This is a genomic window from Microcystis aeruginosa NIES-2549 (genome assembly GCF_000981785.2).
Lineage (GTDB): Bacteria > Cyanobacteriota > Cyanobacteriia > Cyanobacteriales > Microcystaceae > Microcystis > Microcystis aeruginosa_C.
In genome coordinates, this window is record NZ_CP011304.1 from 1,257,242 (window position 1) to 1,281,880 (window position 24,639).

Consider the following 24,639-nt stretch of genomic DNA (forward strand, 5'->3'; position numbering starts at 1 on the left):
CAGTTTAAATCAATGTCCATTATAGAAAGTTTAAGTCATTTAGGTTCAGCTTTGAGATAGTAAAGCTTGAACTTCTTCTGGTGAAAGTCTAGAAATTTCTTGAACTGTTACGGCAATTTCATTTAGTAACCCTTCATTCCCCACTAATTCAATCATGACTTGAGTTAATTGGCTGATAGTTGAGTGATTAAAAAGTTGACGCACAGAAATTTCAATTTCTAAGGTTTGACGGATTTTACTAATCAGTTGAATCGCTTTTAAAGAATGCCCACCTAACAGAAAGAAATCGTCTTCAATCCCAATTCGTTCGACTTCTAAAATTTCTGCCCAAATTACCGCTAAAACTTCTTCAATTGCAGTTCGAGGAGCGACATAATTTTGAGTTAACGATAAGGGGTTTTTATCGGGTATTGGTAAGACTTTTCGATCAACTTTACCGTTAGGACTGAGTTGAAAAGATTCCATCACAACAAAAGCAGAAGGAATCATATAATCGGGTAGCCAGTTTTCAAGGAAATGACGTAATTCAACTTGGTTTATGGTTTCACCTGGACGGGGAATAAAATAAGCGGCTAGATATTTTTCTCTAGCTGTTTCTCCCTGAACTGTAGCAACAGCTTGGGCAATTTGAGGATGTTGATTTAAAATAGTTTCTACTTCCCCTAATTCAATTCTATAACCTCTAACTTTTACCCCATCATCAATTCTTCCTACATACTCGATGTCTCCATTGGGTAAATAACGAGCTAAATCTCCAGTTTTATACAGCAATGAATTCTCGCTAAAGGGATTAGGAATAAATTTTTCTTGGGTTAATTGGGAATTGTTGAAATAACCCCGCGCTAAACCGCCACCCGCAACATATAACTCGCCAGTGACTCCGATGGGTACAGGTTGAAGATGAGAATTTAAAATATAAACTTGCACATTAATCGCGGGTTTACCAATGGGAATATACTTCGGCCAAAGCTCAGGATTGGTGTCAAAGGTATAACTGGTAACGATATCCGCTTCTGTGGGACCATAATAATTGTAAAGGGTACAATGTTCGAGTTTTTTGAATGTAGAAATCATCGTTGGAGTAATTTGTAATTGCTCTCCAGCTGAAATAATTTCACGCAAGTTAGCAAATAAGTAGGTTTCCTCACTATAGGTTTCAATTAATTGCTGTAATAAAGTAACGGGCAAAATTGCTTTATGAATGGGGTTATTTGCCAATAATTGACTTATTTTAGCAAGGTCTAAGCGAGAATCTTCTGGAACAATAAATAAGCTTCCCCCTAAACACAAAGCGGCAAAGATTTCGTGATAGCTGACATCGAAATTAAAGGGAGCAAATTGTAAGAAATTCCTTGCGGATGACATTTTTACTTGATGATGCTCAATAATATTCGTTAAGGATTGATGCAGGATCATAATCCCTTTTGGCACACCCGTAGAGCCTGAACTATAAATAATATAGGCCAAATCCTTTAAACTCACGGGGTTGTCAAGATTAGTCTTGGGTTCTAAGGCAATTTCTGAACCTTGTTCATCCAATAAAATCCTTTGAGAAATGGTTTCACTGTTTAAGAGAGATTGACAATCTTTTTCGGTTAATAAGGTTTTAATTTGGGTATCTTGCAGGATGTAAGAAAGTCTTTCTTGGGGATAAGTTGGGTCTAGAGGAACACAAACGCCGCCTACTTTTAACACTGCTAAAACGGCAATTACCATATTAACAGACCGTTCTAAACAAATCCCGACTAAAGATTGATAACTCACCCCAATTTTTCGTAAATAATGAGCCAATTGATTAGCGTATTCATTCAGTTCTTGGTAGGTTAATTGTTGCTCTTGAAAAACAACGGCAATGGCTGAAGTAGTTTTGAGAGTTTGTTGCTCAAATAATTGATGAACGCAGTGTTTTAGAGGCTTTTGGGGTGCAGTTTGATTCCATTCAATTAATAATAATTGACGTTCAGCTTCCGTTAATAAAGGTAAGTCTTGAATCCGACGATGGGGATTAATAGCGATTCCTTCTAATAAAGTTTTAAAATGACCTAACATCCGTTCAATGGTGTCATTTTCAAATCGTTCTTGAGGATAAATAATTTTAATACTTAAGGCTTCTCCAGGGGTGACAATAACCGTTAAGGGATAATCAGCATTGCCATAATCTTGCATTTCACCGACTTGTAAACCGCCTAAATTCTGACTATCATTGTCGCTAAAGGGTAAATTTTCAAAGACAACAAAACTTTCAAAAACTGAATGAGGGGCTGGAATTTCACTCCATTTTTGAATATCAATTAGAGAACTATAACTATATTGCTCTCGTTCTAAATGCTCTTGTTGTAATTGTTGAAACCAAGTTAATAATTCAAGTTGAGACTCAATTTGGATGCGAACGGGTAAGGTATTTAAAAACATCCCCACCATCGATTCAATCCCAGTAAAATTGGGCGGTCGTCCCGAAACGGTTGCCCCAAATACAATATCAGATTCACTACTATAATGATGCAATAATAAAGCCCAAGCTCCTTGAATTAGGGTAGAAAGAGTAAGGCGATATTCTTGGGCGAGTAATTTCAGACGACTGGTAATTTCTGGAGAAAGTTTTGATTTTTGATCAAGATAATTTTTACTTTGAGTAACAAGAGGATTTAACGGTTTATCAACGACTAATGGAGTTGGAGAGGTAAAACCTTGAAGATTTTTTCGCCAAAATCGTTCGGCTTCAGTTTGATCTTGCTGTTGTAGCCAATTAATATAGTCTTGATAAGGGCGGGGTGTGGGTAAATTGACGGGTTGATAGTTGATGAGTCCAGCGTAAAAATCGAAAACTTCTTTCAACAGAATTGCTGTTGCCCAACCATCTAATAAAATATGATGTCCAGTATGGATAAATTCATATTTTTGATCTTCGACTTGAATTAAATGACCTCGAAGTAAGGGGACTTTATCTAATTCAAAATATTGCTCTTTATCAGAGGTTAATAATTCCTGAAATTTAGTTTCTTGTTCGGCGGGAGAATGCGCTCGCCAATCCTGATTAAACCAAGGTAAGGTGACATTTTTTCTAACCACTTGTAAAGGCTGTTTGGTTTTTTTCCAAGCAAAACAAGTCCGTAAAATACTATGTCTATCTACTACTTTTTGCCAAGCTTGTTGGAACGCATTAATATCTAAATTGCCTTGCAAGGTGATTTGAATTTGTGATAAATACGTCTTTGATTCTGGATTATATAAAGAATGAAACAGCATCCCCTGCTGCATGGGAGAAAGGGGATAAATGGATTCAATATCTTTTTTACTAACCCTAGATTGTTGAGGTGTTACCATTATTTTTCCCAATAGATTAAATAAAAATATGCGTGAGTTTCTTGAATCAAATTTTATTCAAGAAACCTGATAAAATTAGAACGAATTACCTTTAACGTTGACTAGACCACTTGAGTTTAAATTTGTTAATTTCTTCATCGGTGTAAAAATGACGCACTAATGGTTGATCATAAATCTCTTCTAAATATTCATCACTAAAGGTCAGACTCTTTCTTAAATTATCATAGATGAGATAGTCATCCGCTTCTAAAAAGTCTGCTCGGTCAAGTCGTTCACAATCTAAATTTTCAACACCTAAAAAAGTTTCTAGGGCTTCTTTTAAGCAAGAATCAAGTTTTTCTAATTTTAAGACTAATAAGTCAATATTTCTGTCCGGGAAATTCGCAATCGCATAACCTTTTTCTTTCGGAAAATCAATGGAAGCGATATCAATGCCGAAAACTGGTTGCAATTCTTCTTCAAACCAGTCAAACTGCTTTCCATAAACAAATTTTTGAGACCAAAATTTTTTAATAATTTCATCCATTGTGATTAATCCTTCTTGATATTTTATGAAAAATTCAGGAAAAACAGATTGACAATGAATGACTTGAAAAAACCAAGAAATATTACGGGCGATGGGTTCTCGGACTCCAGTAATAATTTTAATATTTTTTTGATTTTTAATTTCCTCAATGTGTTCGCTTAAATATTTGGTCATACAGGAATGCCCAAAGGTAAAAGCATGATAATGTTTCTCCAGTTGCATTGTTTTCCAAATTTTTGAGAAATGTTCTGAATTCAGATTATGAATATGATAAATAGCTTGATTTTGCAGATGTTTTTTTAGGGTCAAATAGGTACTCATTGAACCGACTTTCCCCATTTGATAAACAAATATGACTGAAGAATTATTGAGAAGTTCTTGTTTTAATTTTCTTTCTGTATTCCACATATTAATCCTATTATTCATATAGGAATACACGGGAAAAAACTGTTTATCTGCGATGGGATAATAGTTAAGAGCTTGGTTTGAGAGTTTAGTTTGTGTGTTCATGATGCTTGTTGATGATGTTGGAGGGTTGAATTTAAAATGCTGACGAGGATAAACCACCATCGATGGGAATAGTAATTCCCGTTATATAACTCGCACATTCTGAAGCTAAAAATACAACGAGATTAGCAAATTCTTCAGTCGTACCAATTCGATTCATGGGAATTGTTTTTAGAATTCCTTCTCGGATTAAATCTGGGGTTGTTCCTTGCTTTTTGGCATAAATTTCTAAATATTCTCGATGTCTAGGGGTATCAATAACGCCGGGGTTAACACTATTAATTAAAACATTATAGGGGGCGGTTTGTCTAGCTACTGATTTGGTAAAATTCATTAAAGCTGCATTGACAACACCCGATTTAACTAAACGAGGAGATGGCTCTTTTCCCGATGTCCCAATGATATTAACAATTCTTCCCCAATGTTGTTTTTTCATAATCGGTAACACTAAATTGGTTAAGCGAATATAACCCATTAATTTTCCTTGAAAAACGTTTAACCAATCTTCATCGGAAAGGTTTTCAATTAAATTATCAGCAAAGTTAGCTCCTTCAGAATTATTTACTAAAATGTCAATTTTGCCATATTGATTTAAAGAGTCCTGTATTAATTGTTCAGAATCTTGAGCTTGATGGACATCAGCCACTAAACGCAGAATTTCTTGGACAGGATAAGCTTGAGCCAGAGATTGATAAGCTTGTTCTAAGCGTTGGGAATTGCGACCACAAATAATTAAGTGACAGCCTTCTTCTGCTAATTTTTCAGCAATGGTAAACCCAATTCCCGCACTACTTCCCGTAATCAAAGCCACTTTATCTTTTAATCCTAAATCCATAAACTTTGTCCTAGCATTTTGAGGTTAAACTTAAAATCATAAAACGAACTAAATTAAAATTTTAATCAAATTAATATCTTGGTTCGATGAATTATATCCCTTTTTTAAAACTTTTGAAGGAGCATAATAAATTTGACCATATTCTAAAAACTGTTCTTCATTTTCTATGGAGATTTCTAATTTTTCATTCAAAATCAATCCGATTTCTTCTTGCTCAACTTGATGTGGGGGAATGGAATAACCAGAAGGGATTTTCATCATCACGATTTCAAACCAAGAACCCTTAACAGATTGACAAGGTAAATGAGTGATTTTATCTTGGTTGTTTGATAGTGTTAATAAAACATCTTCTGAAGGTAAAGCAGAGGTAATCCGTTTAAGATCAAATCCAATCATCGGTTCTGATAAAGGATTAAAAGCACCATGAGGAATATTGCCATCAGCTATATAAACATCTTGCAAAGGTCTTAAGGGTTTAATCAAATCTTTAATATACAGTTCTAGTTCTCCTGAGAATACCATGCCAATTTGACTTTCAGGATGTTGGTGGGATTCAAGTTTAGCATTAGGAGCTATAACGTATAATTGAAAAATGGTATCTTGGCATTGAAAAACCTCTAATTCTACATGATGATTGAGTTTAAGAGGATCGGGAATTGGGAAAAATTCAGACATGATTTTAGGGTACAGGTTCAAAATGAAATTGAGATTTAAACTCTCAATTATTTTTATGTGATGAAGGCAACTATTTTGAGCGGATAGGGAGCTTTTTTAGGTATGCACAGGTAAATAAATACTTTGAATCATGGTGTTTTCTTTTTTCTGAAATAAAGACCAACTCATCTCAATTTTACCATATTGTGAAATAAATTCTAAATCATATTCTCGGAGGGCATTTTCATTGGTAATTGCTAAATCTGCCAACCCTTGTTTAACTTGAATAGCCGCAACACTGGTAGAATTGACAAATTTGATTTTAATCTTGTTTTGATTCAGTTCGCCTGGTAATAAATAAGGAAGTAAAGGAAGAGGAGCGGGATGAGTGACCAGGGTACAATTTTCTAAAAGGATTTCTTCATTTTTTCGCTTGGCTAATCCGTAAACGGGTGTGGGATAGGTGAAGATAAAACCTAGTTTAAAACTCGGTTCCATATAGAAATCATTAATTCTTTCATAGGCATGGGGGACTAACGCCAAATCTATCTGATTTTGGAGTAAAGATTCTTTTAAATCTGTAAAGCTATCAAATAAATGACTATTAACCGAAATATGTTGTAATTTCCATTGAGAAATTAGATAATTTAAGGTTTGTTCGCTGCTGGTTTCTTTGGGACCCAAAGTGCCAACGCTTAAGGTTTTGACATCAAGCTGGGGATAACACAATTCCATTGAAAACTTTAACATGGTTTTAAGGCTCCTGAATTTTTAAGGGCGGATAAATTAGGATTTCCGGTGCAAAATAAAACAATTTCAAGTTCAGCAATTAAAAATTTTACCAACTCATCAACGGCGGCTTCTGATTCAATCGCTGCTACGAGAAACGGTCGAGCCAACCCTCCTAAATCGGCTCCTAAAGCGATGGATTTGGCAAGGTCTAAGCCATTTTTTAAGCCCCCAGAAGCAATTAAAGGAATGGTTGAATTCATGGACCGAATGGCGGTAATACATTCAGCCGTAGGTAAACCCCAATCGGCAAAAACTTGTCCGAGATGCCTTTGTCTGTTGTCTTTGGCTCTTTGGCTTTCGACTTTGGCCCAGGACGTGCCTCCGGCCCCCGCCACATCAATTGCGGCAACTCCGGCTTCAATTAATTTTTTGGCCATCGGCGCAGAGATGCCATTTCCGACTTCCTTGGCGATGACGGGGACGGGCAATTGAGCGCAAATTTGCTCGATTTTAGCGAGTAACCCTTTAAAATTAGAATCGCCTCCCGATTGCACCCATTCTTGTAAAGGATTGAGATGCAAAATTAAGGCATCAGCTTCTAATAATTCCACCAGTTTTAAACAGTCTTCTAAACCGCAGCCGTAATTTAACTGTACAGCCCCTAAATTCGCTAACAGGAGAATATCTGGCGCCAGAGAACGGACTGCAAAGGTCGGCGCTAATTCCGGTTGTTCGAGTGCAATGCGTTGAGAACCCACCCCCATCGCTAAACCATAACGTTGAGCGACCGTTGCCAATCGAGTATTGACTAAATGGGCTAATTCCGTTCCTCCGGTCATGGAAGAGATGAGAATTGGAGCTTTTAGAGATTTCCCCAAAAAGGTTGTCCCCAGTTCAATATCGCTACGGTCAAGTTCAGGAAGACAACAATGGGTAAAGCGATATTTTTCTAAACCGTTTGTAAGTTGTTGAAACTCTACATCTTCTTCGATACAAACTCGCAGATGTTCGCTTTTACGATTTTCAATTTCACTGGGAAGATTAGGCTGTGACATAGTTGTTATCAAGCATAAGGGTTAAACATTAAGTTGAGGTTAAAAATCGAGTTCTGAAAGCAGTTCATCTAGTTCTACCTGATTAAGATCCGCATCGGGAAAATCCGATGGAGTATAGCCTCCTTCTACCGATAAACAATGGTTAATCAGGCTTTCTAAAGAATCTCGATAGGCAGCAGCTAAATTTTTGATCGTTGTTTGATGATGAAAATTCTCACTATATTGCCATTCTATATCAAGTTGCCCATCAACCACAATTCCATGAATCGCAATTAAATGGGAACGTTGTCCCAAAGGACTATGAATGGAACCACTGGATGCTTGAGATAATTTCCAGCCTATCTCGCCGATTTGATGGCTGGTAAATTGACCTAAATAATTAAAGCTAATTTGAGCTTTTGGATAGTTTTTTAACGGGGATTGAATTGTTAAATCTGAGTTGAGATAATATCCAATTCCATAATCAAATCCTCGATTCGGAATTTGTCGTAATTGCTCTTTAATAGACTTGAGACACTCACCCGGATGGTGAAGATTTTCTAAGGTCAAAAAGACGGGGAAAATACTGGTAAACCAACCCACAGTTCTAGATAAATTCACGGATTCAATTACATTCTCTCTTCCATGACCCTCCATGTCAAGCAAAAGTCCATAATTTCCTGTCCAATGGCCAAAAGCTTGGACTAAAGCGGTCAATAAAATATCATTAATTTGGGTGTTATAAACTTGCGGAACCTCCTGTAAGAGTAAGCGGGTTTGTTCTTCGTTTAAGGTGAAAGAAACCGTTTTGGCATGGGCAACAATGTTAGATTGGGCATCCCCCTGAGCATCCACAGGAAGAGGAGAAATTGAGGGAAAATCACGGTTTAGCCAATACTTGAATTGAGCGTAAAACTCTGGGGTTTTACCATAGTTTTGCAGTTCCTCAGCCCAAGTTTTAAAAGAACTGGTTTTAGGAGGAAGTTGCAGAGGCTTTTGGGTTTCTAATTGGTGGTAAATCGTAACGAAATCTTCGAGGATAATCCGCCAAGAAATTCCATCTACTGCTAAATGATGAATCACAATTAACATTTTTCCACTCTCACCCAAGGCGAAGAAAACCACCGCCATTAAGGGTCCTTCCTCTAAGTTGAGTACCCGTTGTTGAACCTCAGAAATTTCTGCCATCTTGGTCAATTGTTCATGGTAAGATAGATGGGATAAATCCACCTTTTCAAAAGCAAAATTATTGCAATCATCGCTGTGATTTTGTTGCCATTGTTCTCCTTGTTGCACAAACCGTAACCGCAAAGCGTCATGGTGATAGAGTATTTTAGAAATAGTTTGTTTTAATAAATCTGGTTGTAGATTATTGGGAACCTCTAACAAGATAGATTGATTAAAGTGATGACGTTCGGGCCAGTTTTGTTCAAAAAACCATTTTTGAATCGGAGTTAACGGGACTTCACCTGTAACTAATCCCTGGTCAATTTCAGTGATAGTAGTTGTTTCCGCTACGGTGGCTAATTGAGCGATAGTTTGATGACTAAATAATTGTTTAGGAGTAATTTGTAATCCCGCTTGATTAGCTTGAGCAATGATTTGAATGGCTAAGATAGAATCTCCTCCCAATTCAAAAAAGTTATCGTTAATACTAATAGTTTTAAGTCCTAAAACCCTTTGCCAAATTGCAGCGAGAATGCGTTCTGTTCCTGTACCTGGACTGAGATTGATGGCAGCTTCATCCTCTAATTCTAGTGCAGGTTTGGGGAGCGCACGACGATCAATTTTACCATTAGGAGTTAGGGGAAAAGCGTCTAACAAAACGAAGAAAGCAGGAACCATATATTGAGGTAACTTTTCTTGCAAAAATAGACGCAATTGAGAAACAGTTAAGTTTTGAGAGCCAATTACATAAGCACATAAACGTTTAACGCCGGGTTGATCTTCTCTAGCAATAATAATCGCTTCTTTAACTTGGGGATGTTGATTGAGAATGGTTTCAATTTCCCCTAATTCAATTCTAAAACCTCTAATCTTAACTTGATCATCAATACGTCCAATAAATTCAATTTGTCCGTCGTTTCCATAACGAACTAAATCACCAGTTTTATAAAGGCGATCACTGAGTTTTTGACTAAGAGGATTAGCAATAAATTTAGAATCGGTTAACTCTGGACGGTTGAGATATCCTTTAGCTAATCCTGAACCACCAATGTATAATTCTCCTGGAATTCCAATCGGTACAGGTTGTTGATATTGATCTAAAATATAGACCTGAGTATTGCTAATGGGGCGACCAATAGGCGGTGCTTTTTCGGTTAATAAATCTGGGGTTATTTTAACAGATGTTGTAACAACAGTATTTTCAGTTGGACCATAGTTGTTGACTAATGTAAAGGGAATGGAGGTAGGGGGAAAATCATTGAGTTTATCTCCTCCAGTTAACATTAATCTTAATGGACAATTGGGAGACCAATCTAGGGGAATTAGGGTTTCTGCAAGAGGAGTGGGTAAGAAAGAAACGGTGATTTTTTGGGCAATTAACCACTCTTGCAGTTGGTTCGGTGATGTTAGCAAATCTTGGGGAACAATCGCCAAACACGCCCCAGCTGTTAAATGAGGCCAAATTTCCCAAACTGAAGCATCAAAGGCAATTCCAGCTAATTGAGTGACTCGATCAATTGTTGTAATATTAAAAGCGTTTTGATGCCAAGAAACTAGGTTTAATAAACTTTGATGTTGAATTAAAACTCCCTTTGGTTTTCCAGTAGAACCAGAGGTATAAATGACATAAGCTAAATTCTCAGATGTCATCGGATGGAGGGGATTATCTTGCGGATGATGATCAAGAATTTTCCCATCCTGATCTAAACAAAATATTGTTCCTAAATAGTTGGGTAAAGTGTGAACTAAGTTTTCCTGAGTTAATAACACCGATACGGCAGAATCTTCTAACATATAAGCTAGACGTTCTGATGGATAGTTCGGATCTAAAGGAATATAAGCTGCACCCGCTTTAAGAATGCCTAAAAGTCCGATGATCATCAAAACAGAACGCTCGATACAGATTCCTACTAAGTCCTCGTTTTTAACGCCTAAGTTTTGCAAATAATAAGCGAGTTGATTGGCTTTTTGATTTAACTGTTCATAGGTCAAAGATTTTTCTCCATCGATGACTGCTATAGCATCTGGTGTTTGTTCTACCCACGCTTCAAATAACTGATGAATACAGTAATGATCAGGATAAGATGTTTGAGTTTGATTCCATTCTACTAATAATTGTTGTTCTTCCGATTCAGTCAGTAACGGTAATTCCCCGATGGTTTGCTGAGGATTGGCTACAATCCCCTTTAATAAAGTTTGGAAATGACCGACCATGCGGTTAATTCTTTCAGGAGTAAATAGGTCGCTATCATATTCCCAAAAACCTTCTAAATAAGCTCCTTTTTCGGTTTCGATTTCCTCTAAAACTAAGCTGAGATCAAATTTAATTCTCTGGTTTTCAACGGCTAGATATTGAGCTTTTAAATTGGGTAATTCTAAAGCATTGAGGGGGGCATTTTGCATCGCAAACATTACCTGAAATAAGGGATTATAACTTAAACTTCGTTCTATTTCTAACCCATCAACCACTTGCTCAAAGGGGACATCTTGATTAGCATACGCTTCTAAAACAACATTGCGAGCTTGCTGTAATAATCCCGAAAAAGTCGGATTTCCTTCTAGGGAATTCCGCAGCACTAAAGTATTGACAAAAAAACCAATCAAAGGTTCAATTTCTTGTCGGTTTCGGTTGGCGGTAGGTGTCCCGATTAAAATATCATCCTGACCACTATAACGAAAGAGTAAAGTGTTTAAAGCAGCCAGTAAGGTCATAAATAAAGTCACCCCCGACTTTTGGCTCAAAAGTTTCAGTTTTTCTGTGAGTTCTGAGTCAATTTGAAACGAGATACTATGACCTCGAAAATTGGGAGTAGCTGGACGGGGTTTATCGGTTGGAAGTTCTAATAAAGGAGGAGCAGCCGTTAATTGTTTTTTCCAATAATTTAACTGATTTTCTAAGATTTTACCCTGTAACCATTGTCTTTGCCATACCGCAAAATCCGCATATTGTATGGCTAATTCGGGTAAATCTACGGTTGAATTGGATAAAAGTGCTTGATAAAATTTAGATAATTCTTTAAATAAAATGCCCTTTGACCAACCATCGATAATAATATGATGGAAAACGTTGACTAAAATATAATTTTCATATCCCAGATCAAACAGAGTACATCGTAATAGGGGAGATTGGGTTAAATCAAAGGGTTTTTGTAGTTCTTCAATAATCTGTTTATCAATTTGCTCTTGGGGTATATCTTTTAAATTAACAACTAATAATTTAATCTTCAGCGATGGAGCAATTTTTTGAATAGGTTTTCCTTCAACCACTGGAAAGGTTGTCCGTAAGCTCTCATGGCGTTGAATAATAGCATTAATCGTTTGCTCTAAAATATCAATGTTTAAGCGTCCCGTTAAACGGATGGTTAAAGCTTCATTATAAGCTGGATTTTGCCGATCCATCTGATAGAGAAACCACATTCTCTGTTGAGCAAAAGATAGGGGTAAATCTTCAGTTCGGGCAACGGGATCAATAACCGATTCAACTGGTTTAGATGGTGTTGTTGCACTTCTTAAAAAAGTGAGAATTTCTGGTTTTCTTGTCCCGATTTCTTGCTTAATTTCTGGTGTCATTACTCCTTGGGGAGCTTGATATTTTAACTTTTCTTCCTCAAGCCAAAGCTTGATGTCTAAACTATTTAAGTAAGATAAAAATTCTGCGACTTTCATCAATAGTATCCTTTTCCTTAATTAATGTTCTGGTATTTTTGGAATGGGGGTGATGTTTGGCTGGGTTCAGTAGCCCTAACTTGAGCTACTGTTAGAAATCCAATCAACTTGATTCGTCTATTTTTATCGGTTGATTGCCTCTAAATATTGTTTTTTAATGCTGTGTAAATTACGAGGTTCGTTCTTAGGAGAAAACAGCCCATCAGTTTCCCATTTACTGGCATCCAAACTAATTGCCCAAGCATTTAACCAGGGGTGTTCGTTAATTTTAGGTAACAGTTCGGGTCTGGTATCCTCTAAGGCAATTTGAAAAATGACTTGAGCAAATTCTTCTAATAATTTTAAGCTGGCTCGATAAGCTTCTATGATTTCAGCTTCGGTTTTATTAGATTGTAAATTCCGGGTTCGCAGTTCATTCACAAAGGGGATTGCTAAGTAATCAATAAATTCAAAGCTAACCCGACCCAGGGATTGATTTGCCCAATCTCGGAATAGTTGTTGTATTCGATAGGAAAGAGGGAAAAATTCTGCATTAATCTGTTGAACTTTCATCTTAAGTTCCGGGTCAAGGAAGATGGAATTAAACATCATTAAGCAACCAAATGTCCATCCAGCTAACGTATCCCAGATCATTTTTGTTGCCATCACTATCCCATTTCCCATACAGTTGTAGGAATTTTGGATATTAAAGGTTAACCCATCGTGATAGGTTAAATAAAAGTGATTGGCATCGTCAACTCTTTCGGGAGTTAGTTGACCTTTAAGGTCAAGTTCAATCATTTGGGTGGTTAAAGAATTGCCAAAACCAATACTATCTGAACCAGGGGAATAAAAAGGATCGGGAAATAAACCGGCTTCACCAACACAAGTCCAACGATCAAAGGAAAAGACTTGTTTGGAGGAGTAACTATATTTCGGCATCTTTCTAAAGTCTTCAGGGGATTTACCTTCTAAATGAGCCGCTAAAACGGGTTCATTTTCCCTTAACCACTCAAAGGCTAATTCATAGTTATGATAATTTTTTAACGGGTGAATATCTTGACGAGTCACAATGCCAATACTGGTATAACCTGTGGATAAAGGAATTAACCAAACCCAGTATCCTTCACCGCATAAATGATTTGTAGAATAATAACGGTTGTTATTAGGAACACGCCGATGCCATTTTTCTTCACTGGCTGGCACAAAATTGCTGACATCAAAACGACACTCAACTCGGAACCAAACCGCACTGTAATTATTATGATTAGGTTTCGCTAAACCGAGTTTCTTCTGTATAAATCGACGGCGACCCATCGCATCGACAACCCATCGGGATTTAATACAATGAGTTTTTTGATTCGCTCCACTACCTTGAGTATAAATAATTTTATGCTGTTGCTGTAGCCCTTCAGCAAATTCGATGTCTTGAACTGAACAACTTTCCTTAAGATCAATTCCGGCTTCAATATTAAATTGGCGTAAATCATTTTCTAATTTACCCCGATCAATTTGATAAGATTTAGGATCATGAAACTCTGATAATCCCAGTTCAGGTCTTTTATGAAATTCAGTTTCTTGAGATTTGAAAAAATAACGTAATCCCAGTTTAGATAAATGTTGATTGTTAAAATAATCGGTTAACTGCAGCGTATTTGCTAAATAAAAAGCACCAACTTCAACGGTTGATTCCCCCACTTTAAAACCAGCTTCGGGTAAAGGACGAGCCATTTTATCAAGAACAACAACGGAAAGATTAGGTTGTTTAAGTTTTAACTGTCTCGCTAAGGTTAAACCCGCTAATCCACCGCCACAAATTGCCACATCATAGTCTGTTTCCGAACTAAAATTGTCAGCTTGTTCACGCAATAAGACGATGAGTTCTTCTTTATGCTCTTTCAATTGTTCGAGTAAATCGGGAGTCATAACACCTTGGGGAGAACGATAGCGCAGCTTATCTCCTTCCATCCAAATTGTCACACCTAAATGATTCAGATGCGATAAAAATTCAACTGTTTTCATAAATTTAAGTCCCTCAAAGACTAAACACTATAGACCCAACAACAATTATCAATGGCGAGGAGTGAGTGATTATTGTTAAAGTCAGTTGCTATGGGAGCAACCGCTTACATACTCCACAAAAAGACTGTTTTAAACCGAGACTATTTATAGCATATTCTGGATGATAAATTTTAGTGATGGATACAATTTTTTACATTTTTTCCCAAAAGGCTTCTGAAAAGCTTAAATTTTAGTTAACCTATTTTCATAATTCTCCTTCTTCATAATTTTCTGCGGCTGTTGTCATAACTTTACCACTTTTGCATACACTTTGAGTATTTTTGGATACATTAAGCACCTCAATCGTTTGAGTTAAACTGGCAACGGTTGGGTATTCTAATAAACTGTGCAACGACAATTCTACCGAGAAAATATCGCGTAAACGAGAGATGACTTGACTCGCCAGCAAAGAATGTCCTCCTAGTTCAAAGAAATTGTCATGAATTCCAATTTGAGATAGATTTAACACCTTTTGCCAAATCTTAGCAACTTGATGTTCAGCTTCCGTTCTGGGTGCTACCAATTCGTTATTTTCTTTACCTTGCAGTTCCTTGAGTAATTGCCGCTTATCAATATCTCCATTATCCTTAATAGGGAGAGATTGTCGCAGAACCAGGGGACATTGATAGGACGTTCCCAATCGATCTTTTAGACTAACATGATTAGGTAGATTGACCGATTGAACTGTAGATTTACGAGTGTAATAAGCCGTTAACTTTTGGCATCCTTCAGACCTAGATGTGAACCGATTAATCTTGCCATTACTCCCATCTAAACCGATTATTAATTGTCTTTGGTTGTGATATAAACTCGTTAGAAATGAGTCTAAACCTTGCCGCACCGTCATATCATAATACCCTTGAGATCGGGTTATGTATTGCATCTGATAACCCTGGCTAATTCCAGTTTCTTGCCAAGTTGTCCAACTATAACAATAACTGGGGAACAAATTCTTAGATTTTTGATAGGTATTCAAAGATTCAAGGAAACTATTAGCCGCCGCATAGGAACCCAAAGCCGCTCCTCCAAAAAAACTAGCTAAGGAGGAAAAACTAATAAAAATTCCCTGAGATTCTTTGAGGAGTTGATGTAAAACCCAAGTTCCTAATACTTTAGGGCGAATAATTGTCGATAAACCCTCTTGAGTTTCGTCCAGAAGTAAACAATCTTTGTAAATTCCAGCCAGATGAATCACCCCATTAAGTTCTCCTTGCCATTGTTTTTTCACCTGTTCTACAGTCTGTTTAACTTGAGGGAAATTAGCCACATCTACCCCTTGGTAAATGACTTCTCCCCCAAGGTTTTCTAAAGCTTGGAGATTTTTGATTTTTAAGGATAATTGATCTTCGACTTTGAGGTACTCACTCCAGAGGTGTTTTTCTGGTAAAGGTGTTTTTCCAATTAACAGTAAACGAGCTTGATAATTTTTGAGCAAATACTGAGCAATTTGTCTGCCAATCCCCCCTAGTCCTCCGGTAATCAGATAAATTCCCCCTGATTTAAAGGGTAATTCCTGTTGGCTGTGTTGAAGTAAATTGACTTTTTCCAAACCTGCGATTAAACGTTTCCCGTGGCGATAGGCAATTTCTCTTTCCTTGGATAAAACGGATAGTTCTTGCAGCAGATAACTGACATTAATTTCGGTTTGATCCAGGGGTAAATCAACATGACGAGTATTTAACCAAGGAAGTTCTTGAGCTAGGGTTTTGATCAGTCCTAAAACTGGAGATTTTTCATAGGCAATTTCATCTGTTTCTATGACAAATTGACTATAACTGGAAACAAATAGCAATTGAATTTTTGAGTTAAAATCATGAATTTTAGCTAAGGCTTGAACTAGAAATAATAAATCATAAATTCCTCGCTCTTGTGCTTTTTCTAACTGTTCAATTGTTGAAATTTCTCCCTGATAGTCTTGATAAGTCCCCAGATGAATAATATTGCTAAGGATAATTTTTCGCTCGGACAAAGATGCCATTAACTGTTGATAATGATTGGCTGTCCCAGGTCTGAGGGTATAGCAATTTTGACTGATTTGAGAAAATTCTTCCGCTGCTAAAACCGTGATACAGGGTAAGTTTTGACCTTGGATTTTTTCTGCTAAAGATGCTCCTAAACCCAAGGAATCGAGAAAAATTAAACTACAATACTTGGAAAGTTCGGTTTTTAAGTTAACTGGAGATCGAGGTTTCCAAACTTTCTGGTAAAACCAATCAGGAATGGTTTGATCGTTTTCTAATAAAATATCTATTTCTTTTAAAATAGAATTAAATTCTCCGTTCGCAAACCGTTTTGTTAATTGCGATCGCTGGATTTTACCGATGGAAGTTTTAGGAATTTCAGTTTTATTTAAGGGGATTAAATATTCAGGATTAACCCCAAAACTGTTAATGACTTTTCGTCTAATCTTTTTCAGAAGTTCCGCTAGATGCTGGTGGTCAAAGGTTTCTACACTAAAAAATAAAGCTAATTGATCGGTACTATTCCTAGGATCATAAACAGCACAAGCGGCGGTGTAGGACACTTCTACTTCTTCAATAGTTTCCACTACAGTTTCAATTTCATGGCTATAATAATTCACTCCATTAATAATAATGGTTTCTTTACTTCTTCCAGTAATGACTAAATGACCGTTACTAATAAATGCTAAATCTCCTGTCTTAAACCAGCCATCTTTTAAGAAAGCGTCTTGATTTGCTTCTGGGTTTTTATAATACCCGGGTGAAACTGCATGACCTTTAACTTGTAAATGACCAATGGTTTCTTCTGGTAATAGGGAATTATCAGTATTAACAATTCTAATTGATATCCCCGGAATGGGTAATCCTAAATCCGTAAAGGTTGCACCATTGGGATGTTCAGGATGGACTCGTTTTAAGGAAGAATTCAAGGAGGATTTATCAACCGTATGAAAGAGTAATGGCTGTTGTTCTGTAGGCTGATAATAGGTAATCCCTGAACCCATTTCTGCCATCCCAAAAGCAGGACGCATCGCCGTTTTTTTCAGATTATATTGAAGATGAAGGGTGTTAATAAATTCTCCAACAGCTTGACCGGAAACGGCTTCACCCGCCGCCAAAAAGAATTTGACACAATCTAAATTCCAATTTTGATCGGGTTCTTTTTTTAAAGCTTCATTGATCAAATTATAAGCAAAATTAGGAGCCCAACTGTGAGTAATTCGATATTGATCAATTAAATCTAACCAATTCAAAGGACGACCTAATATATATTCAGTTTGAACATAAACCATTTGGCATCCTAACTCGACACAGCGAATATTCCAGTCTGAAATACTTCCAATATGATCAAAAGGAAGCCAATTAAGAATAATATCGTCGTTTTGATGTTCACAAATTATGTTTGTTCCTCGCGCACGAGAGATGACATTTTTATGGGTTAATGAGATACATTTCGGTATCCCTGTACTGCCTGATGTTAGGTTAAAGAACGCGATATCATCCGGTTGACCAATAGGAGGCTGATGGGGAGAATGAGTTTTTAATTCTTCAATAAAACTCAAGCTTAAGGTTTGATTAGGTAAGCATTGTTCTAAATATTTTATCTCTTGCTGACGGGATTGATTTGTGATAATAATAGGGTCATCTAACAACTGCCAAACTTGACATATTTTATGAATTTCATTATTAAAATCTTTATAGCTGGGTGGCACTGAAATAATAACAGGAATAAATCCCCCTAAAAGACACCCCCAAAATGCAGAAATGATATCATAGTTTTCCGATAGCTGAAGAATTACTTTATCTTGAGCTTGTAACCCCTGCTTTTGTAATCCGGCTTGTATTTGTTGAGCGTCCTCCCATAATTGTTGATAAGACTGAAAAATTTTTAATCCATTAGATTGAATATAAATAATCCCTTTATTTGAATGATTTTTAGCGGCTTTTTGGAGGATTTCTGCCAAGGTTTTAGGCTGAAGTTCAGATTCTTCTAAAAGCTGTCCGTGACTGATTCCAGCTTGAGTGTTAGAAGTGTTAATCCTCAGATGAATCGGGGTTTGAGATTCTTGATTATCATTTTTTTTCTCTGGTTTTACGGGCAATAAGTCCGATAGATGTAGGGGTAAAATTTTGATTTTTTTGGAAGTAATGACGGCGGCAACTTGATCAATATCTGACAAAGAGCGTAGTTTTTCTTCTGTCTCCTGAACTTGATGATCATCGATAATTTCAATATTCTTTAATGCAGTTTCATCGACATCACCGCTATCGGTTAAGGGTAAACTGGAAATTTGCACATAGATATCAGGTAGAAGATTGTCTGGTAACTGAGACTGTAGCTCGGAGGACAATTGTTCAGAATTCCAAGCTCCAGAGGAAACGAGATAAGCGACTAATTCCCCCTCGCGTACCATAAAGTAGCAATCTTCAATTAAGGGATTTGATAAAAATACTTCTGCTAATTTCTGACAACTTAATTTTGGATTTTTGTGATCCGTCCTCATACTAAAATCCTCGGTTCTGTGTACATCTTGTGAAAGCTTCTTCAATAAGGACTTTCATGCGTAGCCAATTCGAAATCTATAATACGCCAATTCAAGTCTGAATTGTATCACGGTCAGAGCTATCAAAGTATACCTCATTCGGTCTGCGATAGTCAAGATAGTTTCGAGGACGATTGTTAAGCTGTTCGTAATTTAAATTGCTTGTTAATATGAGGTAACAGGCAACAAGCAAAAGGCCACAGTAAAAGGATTGAGGGAGATTTGGTTAATCTAAGAATAAGCGATTTAAATACGTCTTATTTTAATAAAGTTTACGGCTATTTCTACCTCCTCCGGCTTAACGATTTTAAATAGTTCATTCGTATTATCGTTTAATCCCCTCTCCCAAAAATGATAAGTAGTAGCAAAATAAAAATCTGCCCCGATTTTCTGACTCAACTCCCACAAGACTAGGAATCCATCCACGCTTACTTTTCGCTCCGCCGCTCGGCTGAGCGTTCCTGTTAGTGAGCAGCTCGAGTGAGCCTCGCCGAACTCTTGTCGAACTACTTAGCTCACGCCGAACGGCAACAGGCAACGCCGAAAGGGATTAGGGGAGTTCAGCTAATCAAAGGATAGGCGGTTAAAATGCGTCTTAGCTTAGTTTTGATAGATAATTTTATAGATGGTTTCTTGACATCCTCGCCGCCTTAAAACGGACGGCGATTCCCAAACCTCACAATTTGGGTTTCTGTTTTATAGATGACATCAGAGCAAGACGGCTATTTGTCGTTGAGATAAATTTCCCTCTTGACTAAGTTGGTGGAGAAACTTTCTTGGTTCTATGTTAAGATATTGAGGGCTTCGTTTTTGGGTCTGATTTGTTGTTGTATTGATCAGACTATACCTGATGAGCCTTTCCTAGTCAAGCCTCTAGGCTGATGCTTTTCCTTTTTGAATTGGCGTTTTTGTTGGTAACAAAGCTGATAAGCGGCAGGGTGAATAAAAAATGACAGAACAAGCTTGGTGGGTACAAAAATGGTTAGAACTACTCGATTCCTATCGCTTTAAAAAACGCTTGGAAAGAGCTAGACTGTACGCAAGAGAAGGCAATGTTTTAAGTATTGACTTTGAAGACTCGCAAGTTATTGCCAGAGTACAAGGCAGTGAACCAGAGCCTTATATAGTGGACTTATCCCTAGCGGCTTTTAGTGATGAAGAATGGGATTATATTATTAAGCTTCTCTCCAAAAAAGCCATTTATTCTGCTCAATTACTCACCGGACAAATGCCCGATCATATCGAGCGTGTTTTTATCGATAGTGGGGTAAATTTATTTCCCTTTTCCCTGGCCGATATTCGCTCTCGTTGCACCTGTCCCGATCAAGCTAACCCCTGCAAACATATAGGAGCAGTATATTATCAATTGGGCGATCGTTTTAGTGTCGATCCCTTCCTGCTTTTGCAACTGCGCGGCCGAACCAAAAGCCAAATTCTGGAAGCTTTACGCGAAAAACGCTCCTATTCCTCTGATAATCAACCTTTAGCAGTCAGTGAACTCCCCACAGTAGTTGAAAAAACTGCCCCCGAAAGCGCTATCGATCGCTTTTGGCAGTACGATGAGGAGCTAGATCCGTCCCTCGTTGTCATTACGCCGGGGAATGAAAATCAAACCATTCTCGACATTTTAGGCAATTTTCCCCTGGCTGCCCCCGAATCGGATGCCATAGAACAATTTTTAAAACCAATTTACCGACAAATTCCCCAAGAAGCGATGGCGATTGCTTTACAGTAGGGGAATTTGGGGTATAAGTAGCTGGTTATAATTAAATTAAAAATGGATTTTGCCTTTAATCCCCCCTTGATCCCCCCTTAATAAGGTAGGGTTGATTCATGAATCAACCCTACCCTTGATAAGGGTGGTGTCTGATAATTTTTAACGCCTACCTACTTAGGATCAGCCTAGTCAAAGTAGTTCCAAGGACAAAAGAGCCAACCGGATTTGTCCTCGCATCGGGGTGAGGAATTGACCATGGAGAAAATTGCCTCACCACTAACCGCTAAACCTTCTTACTTTTGCCGGTTTTACCGCTTGGGGAAGTAGTTTTTTTAGTAGTGGTAGAAGTAGTTTTCTTGGTGGTGGTTTTCTTGGCAGTGGTTGTCTTGGCCGCTAGGGCCGATAAAGCCTGTTCTAGGGTGAGGGTTTCGGCGGTTTCTCCTTCGGGAATCTTGGCGTTAGTCTTACCGTGCTTGATATAAACTCCGTAGGGACCCTCGTACAATCCCACCAATTCCCCGTCGTCGGGATGTTGACCCAATTCTTTTAGGGGTGGTTTGGTGGAACCCCTGGCGCTGCGAGTTTTTTTCGGTTCGGCTAATAAGGCTAAAGCTCGATCGAGGGTTATGGTTAAGATATCATCGCCGGCTTTCAAGGAACGATATTCTTTTTCCTTACCCTCTTCCTGAACTATATAGGGGCCAAAACGACCTAAGCTGGCTTTAATTTTGCCTCCGGTGAGGGGATGGGTTCCCAGCAGTCGCGGCAGTGCCAATAAACCCACTGCTTGTTCGGGGGTGATATCTTCCGGTTTGACTCCTTTGGGTAGGGAGGCGCGTTTCGGTTTGGGATTGTCATCGCTGACATCTCCTAACTGGACGTAGGGACCGTAACTACCCACCAGCAGATAAATCGGCTCTCCGGTGTCGGGATGAAGACCTATTTTATCGGGACCTTCGGTTTTTTGTCGCAGCAGGGTTTCTACCTGTTCGGGGTTGAGGTCGGCGGGGGTTAAATCGGGGGGGATGGAGGCGGTGAGGATTTCATCGCCTCGGGAGACTTCCAGATAGGGACCGTACTTGCCGATCTTGATGGTTGCCTGTAAATCTTCTAAATTTACCGATTTGGCGGTGCTAGAGTTAATTTGACTCTCGCGCTCTTTGACTTGGCTTTCTAGCCCCTTTTCCCCGCGATAGAAGCGATCGAGATAGGGCAACCATTGAGCGGAACCGGTGGCGATATCGTCGAGGGTTTCCTCCATTTTCGAGGTAAATTTGGGATCTACCAGGTCGGGGAAATGATTTTCTAACAAACTAACCACGGCAAAAGCGGTGAAGGTGGGAATCAAGGTTTTATTCCGCATTTGGGCATAACCGCGATCGATAATGGTGCCGAGAATGGTGGCGTAGGTGCTGGGTCGCCCGATTCCTTCACTTTCGAGGGTTTTTACGAGGGAGGCTTCGCTATAACGGGCGGGGGGTTGGGTATCGTGGCTAATCGCTTCTAGTTGGCGACAATTGGGGGTGTCACCGACGTTGAGGGCGGGTAAGATTATTTCTTGGTCGTCGATGGCGGCTTCGGGATCGTCGGAACCTTCCACATAGGCGCGGAAAAAGCCTGGGAAGTCGATTCTTTTGCCAGAGGAGCGAAATCCGGCATTTTCTACCTGAATATTAACGGCGATCTGGGTAATGCGGGCATCGGCCATCTGTGAGGCGACGGTACGCTTCCAGATTAGGTCGTAGAGGGCGAATTCTAGTCCGCTCAGGCCGGTTTCCCGGGGCAGGCGAAAGCTGCTACCGGCGGGCCGGATGGCTTCGTGTGCTTCCTGTGCGCCTTTGCTTTTGGTGGTGTACTGCCGGGGTTGGGGACTGAGATAATTTTTTCCGTACATTTGTTCTACACAATGACGGGCGGCGCTGATGGCCTGATCGGAAAGATGGACGGAATCGGTCCGCATATAGGTGATGTAGCCCTGTTCGTAGAGATTTTGGGCGATTCGCATGGTGTCCCTGGCGGATATGCCTAGTTTCCGGTTAGCCTCCTGCTGTAGGGTGGAGGTGGTGAAGGGGGGGGAAGGTTTGCGAAGGGTGGGTTTTTCTTCGGTGTGGCTAACCCGCCAGATTTTGTCTTGGATGCGTTCTTTTAAGGCCGCCGCCGTCGCTTGATCCAAGAGTGTCACCTGGCGACCGGGGAGCAGTCTGCCGGTGTCGGCATCGAAATCGCTCCCATTTGCCACTTTTTGACCGTTTAAGGTGACTAATTTCGAGTCGAATTGATTTTTGTCCTTTTCGAGGGTGGCTTTCAAGTCCCAATAATTTGCCGTTTTAAAGGCCCGTCGTTCCCGTTCCCGTTGCACGAGCAGACGTACTGCGACGGATTGCACCCGGCCGGCGGATAGACCTTTAGAGATTTTTTTCCAGAGTAGGGGGGAGAGGGTATAACCGTAGAGGCGATCGAGTATGCGGCGGGTTTCTTGGGCGTGAACTAAATTTTCGTCGATGGAGCGACAATTTTTCAGGGCGGCTTGGATTGCTTCTTTGGTGATTTCGTGAAATACCATTCTTTTGATGGGTATTTTCGGGTTGAGTACCTGCAAGAGATGCCAACTGATGCTTTCCCCTTCCCGATCTTCGTCGGTGGCGAGGATCAGTTCGCTGGCCCCTTTGAGGGCTTCTTTTAATTCTTTGACGACTTTACTTTTGCTTTTGGGGACGACGTAGAGGGGGTCGAAATCGTTCTCCACATCTACGCCTAAATTGGCCCAGGATTTGTCTTTGTGGGCGGGGGGAATTTCTTCGGCGGAGGCGGGCAGATCGCGGATGTGGCCCATGGAGGCTTGGACTCGATAGCCGCTAGGCAGATAATTACTGATCGTCCGAGCTTTGGTGGGGGATTCGACAATAACCAGGGTTGACATAGGAATTGATCACGAGGGCATGGCCACAGCGACTGTTTTAGTTGGGCTGACAATCGTTGTTTGATGATGGACAAAAGTTACTATTTATCTTGACCGGCTTGATTCCAGTCAAAAGCCACTTACTACGATAATAGAGATTAAAGCTGGTGTTTTGTCACTAACTTCTTAACAAAACTTAATATTTTTCTGGATCAGGGAGAGGGGAGAGGGGAGGGGGGAGAAGGGAGAAAAAAGCTGACACTGATGACTGATCACTGATCACTGATTCAAGGGGGGAGATGGTCGTCGATACTAAATTAGGTTACGCTTCATCTTTATAAGAAACGCTGCAGTTATGTCTGATTTACGTCAATACGCCCCGGCAACGGAACGCAATCGTCAGCCGATTTTGGAAGTTCTCAGCCAATTTTTACCGAAGACTGGCAATATCTTAGAAATATCTAGCGGCACGGGTGAACACGCTGTTTTTTTTGCCCCTCGTCTTGCTCCTCGTCGTTGGATTCCCTCGGATTGTAACCCTCTGGCTCTAGATAGTATTCGCAGTTGGTGCGATTATTGTCCTAGTTCTAATCTCGATCGCCCCCTATTTATCGATGTTCATCAGTCAGTTTGGGCGATAGAGAGGGAAAATATCGTTATTAATGCCATTGTTAATATTAATATGATTCATATCGCTCCTTGGTCCGCTTGTTTAGCTTTAATGGCAGGAGCGAGTCGCCTTCTCAGTCCGGGGGAAATTCTCTATCTTTATGGTCCATATAAACGACAGGGAAAACATACTTCTCCTAGTAATGAAAGCTTTGATCTTTCTCTCCGTTCTCAAAACTCTGCTTGGGGAGTTAGGAATTTAGAAGATGTGGTGCAAGCAGCGAGCGATCGAGGTTTACAATTGTTAGAAGTAATTCCTATGCCCGCTAATAATCTCTCGGTTTTATTTGCCTTAACATAGCAATTATCAGTGAACAGTAATCGGTAATTAGCTTCTAAAGGCAAAAGGCAAAAGGCAAAAGGCA

General features: G+C 39.2%; 12 protein-coding genes and 1 pseudogene. 2 read left to right on the forward strand and 11 right to left on the reverse strand.

From position 1 onward, the window contains the following. Positions 1–45: 45 nt before the first annotated feature. The 10 genes and pseudogenes from myaer_RS06030 to myaer_RS06075 form a co-directional block, all read right to left on the reverse strand. The gene (locus myaer_RS06030; RefSeq protein WP_046661394.1) at positions 46–3,324 is read right to left on the reverse strand and encodes a non-ribosomal peptide synthetase; all 3,279 of its coding nucleotides are present in this window, start codon (positions 3,322–3,324) and stop codon (positions 46–48) included. Between the two features lie 91 nt (positions 3,325–3,415). Next, positions 3,416–4,420 carry a putative capsular polysaccharide synthesis family protein gene (locus tag myaer_RS06035; protein ID WP_235614808.1) on the reverse strand — a complete coding sequence of 335 codons (1,005 nt, stop codon included), beginning with the start codon at positions 4,418–4,420 and terminating at the stop codon, positions 3,416–3,418. After that, a complete protein-coding gene (locus myaer_RS06040; RefSeq protein ID WP_002796359.1) occupies positions 4,392–5,192 on the reverse strand; it encodes an SDR family oxidoreductase in 801 nt (266 codons plus the stop codon). Before myaer_RS06040 ends, myaer_RS06035 begins: the two co-directional genes overlap by 29 nt. Before the next feature lie 48 nt (positions 5,193–5,240). Beyond that, positions 5,241–5,867: a cupin domain-containing protein gene (locus myaer_RS06045; protein ID WP_046661396.1), complete on the reverse strand. Its 627-nt coding sequence runs from the start codon at positions 5,865–5,867 to the stop codon at positions 5,241–5,243. 96 nt (positions 5,868–5,963) lie between these two features. Further along, the gene (locus myaer_RS06050; RefSeq protein ID WP_046661398.1) at positions 5,964–6,596 is read right to left on the reverse strand and encodes a bacilysin biosynthesis protein BacA; all 633 of its coding nucleotides are present in this window, start codon (positions 6,594–6,596) and stop codon (positions 5,964–5,966) included. After that, positions 6,590–7,633: a type 2 isopentenyl-diphosphate Delta-isomerase gene (gene fni, locus myaer_RS06055; RefSeq protein WP_046661399.1), complete on the reverse strand. Its 1,044-nt coding sequence runs from the start codon at positions 7,631–7,633 to the stop codon at positions 6,590–6,592. The genes myaer_RS06050 and fni overlap by 7 nt, the downstream gene beginning before the upstream one ends. A 39-nt stretch (positions 7,634–7,672) precedes the next feature. Continuing rightward, positions 7,673–12,445, reverse strand: coding sequence for a non-ribosomal peptide synthetase (locus myaer_RS06060; protein ID WP_046661401.1), 4,773 nt, complete (start codon positions 12,443–12,445; stop codon positions 7,673–7,675). 123 nt (positions 12,446–12,568) lie between these two features. Continuing rightward, complete coding sequence (locus tag myaer_RS06065) at positions 12,569–14,446, reverse strand: FAD-dependent monooxygenase (RefSeq protein WP_046661403.1); 1,878 nt, start codon at positions 14,444–14,446, stop codon at positions 12,569–12,571. A gap of 244 nt (positions 14,447–14,690) precedes the next feature. Further along, entirely contained in the window at positions 14,691–18,950 is a 4,260-nt protein-coding gene (locus myaer_RS06070) for an SDR family NAD(P)-dependent oxidoreductase (RefSeq protein ID WP_046661405.1), read from the reverse strand. Positions 18,951–19,244: 294 nt separating this feature from the next. Beyond that, positions 19,245–19,391: pseudogene (locus tag myaer_RS06075) on the reverse strand (IS30 family transposase); the annotation flags it as partial. Positions 19,392–19,938: 547 nt separating this feature from the next. On the opposite strand from myaer_RS06075, the gene myaer_RS06080 reads away from it, so the two are divergent. Continuing rightward, the gene (locus tag myaer_RS06080; protein WP_046661408.1) at positions 19,939–20,724 is read left to right on the forward strand and encodes an SWIM zinc finger family protein; all 786 of its coding nucleotides are present in this window, start codon (positions 19,939–19,941) and stop codon (positions 20,722–20,724) included. 265 nt (positions 20,725–20,989) lie between these two features. On the opposite strand, the gene topA is transcribed toward myaer_RS06080, so the two are convergent. Then, positions 20,990–23,626 (reverse strand): type I DNA topoisomerase, encoded by a 2,637-nt coding sequence (gene topA / locus myaer_RS06085; protein ID WP_046661409.1) that lies wholly within the window; start codon positions 23,624–23,626, stop codon positions 20,990–20,992. A gap of 334 nt (positions 23,627–23,960) precedes the next feature. Here topA and myaer_RS06090 point away from each other — a divergent pair, with 334 nt between their 5' ends. After that, positions 23,961–24,575 (forward strand): DUF938 domain-containing protein, encoded by a 615-nt coding sequence (locus myaer_RS06090; RefSeq protein WP_046661410.1) that lies wholly within the window; start codon positions 23,961–23,963, stop codon positions 24,573–24,575. Positions 24,576–24,639 lie beyond the last annotated feature (64 nt).

Excerpts from the sequence above, each read along its gene's own strand:
- myaer_RS06065 (WP_046661403.1), bottom strand. The coding sequence starts at position 14,446 with ATGAAAACAGTTGAATTTTTATCGCATCTGAATCATTTAGGTGTGACA.
- myaer_RS06060 (WP_046661401.1), bottom strand. The coding sequence starts at position 12,445 with ATGAAAGTCGCAGAATTTTTATCTTACTTAAATAGTTTAGACATCAAG.
- myaer_RS06035 (WP_235614808.1), bottom strand. The coding sequence starts at position 4,420 with ATGGTGGTTTATCCTCGTCAGCATTTTAAATTCAACCCTCCAACATCA.
- myaer_RS06030 (WP_046661394.1), bottom strand. The coding sequence starts at position 3,324 with ATGGTAACACCTCAACAATCTAGGGTTAGTAAAAAAGATATTGAATCC.
- fni (WP_046661399.1), bottom strand. The coding sequence starts at position 7,633 with ATGTCACAGCCTAATCTTCCCAGTGAAATTGAAAATCGTAAAAGCGAA.
- myaer_RS06070 (WP_046661405.1), bottom strand. The coding sequence starts at position 18,950 with ATGAGGACGGATCACAAAAATCCAAAATTAAGTTGTCAGAAATTAGCA.
- myaer_RS06040 (WP_002796359.1), bottom strand. The coding sequence starts at position 5,192 with ATGGATTTAGGATTAAAAGATAAAGTGGCTTTGATTACGGGAAGTAGT.
- myaer_RS06080 (WP_046661408.1), top strand. The coding sequence starts at position 19,939 with ATGACAGAACAAGCTTGGTGGGTACAAAAATGGTTAGAACTACTCGAT.
- myaer_RS06045 (WP_046661396.1), bottom strand. The coding sequence starts at position 5,867 with ATGTCTGAATTTTTCCCAATTCCCGATCCTCTTAAACTCAATCATCAT.
- myaer_RS06050 (WP_046661398.1), bottom strand. The coding sequence starts at position 6,596 with ATGTTAAAGTTTTCAATGGAATTGTGTTATCCCCAGCTTGATGTCAAA.
- topA (WP_046661409.1), bottom strand. The coding sequence starts at position 23,626 with ATGTCAACCCTGGTTATTGTCGAATCCCCCACCAAAGCTCGGACGATC.
- myaer_RS06090 (WP_046661410.1), top strand. The coding sequence starts at position 23,961 with ATGTCTGATTTACGTCAATACGCCCCGGCAACGGAACGCAATCGTCAG.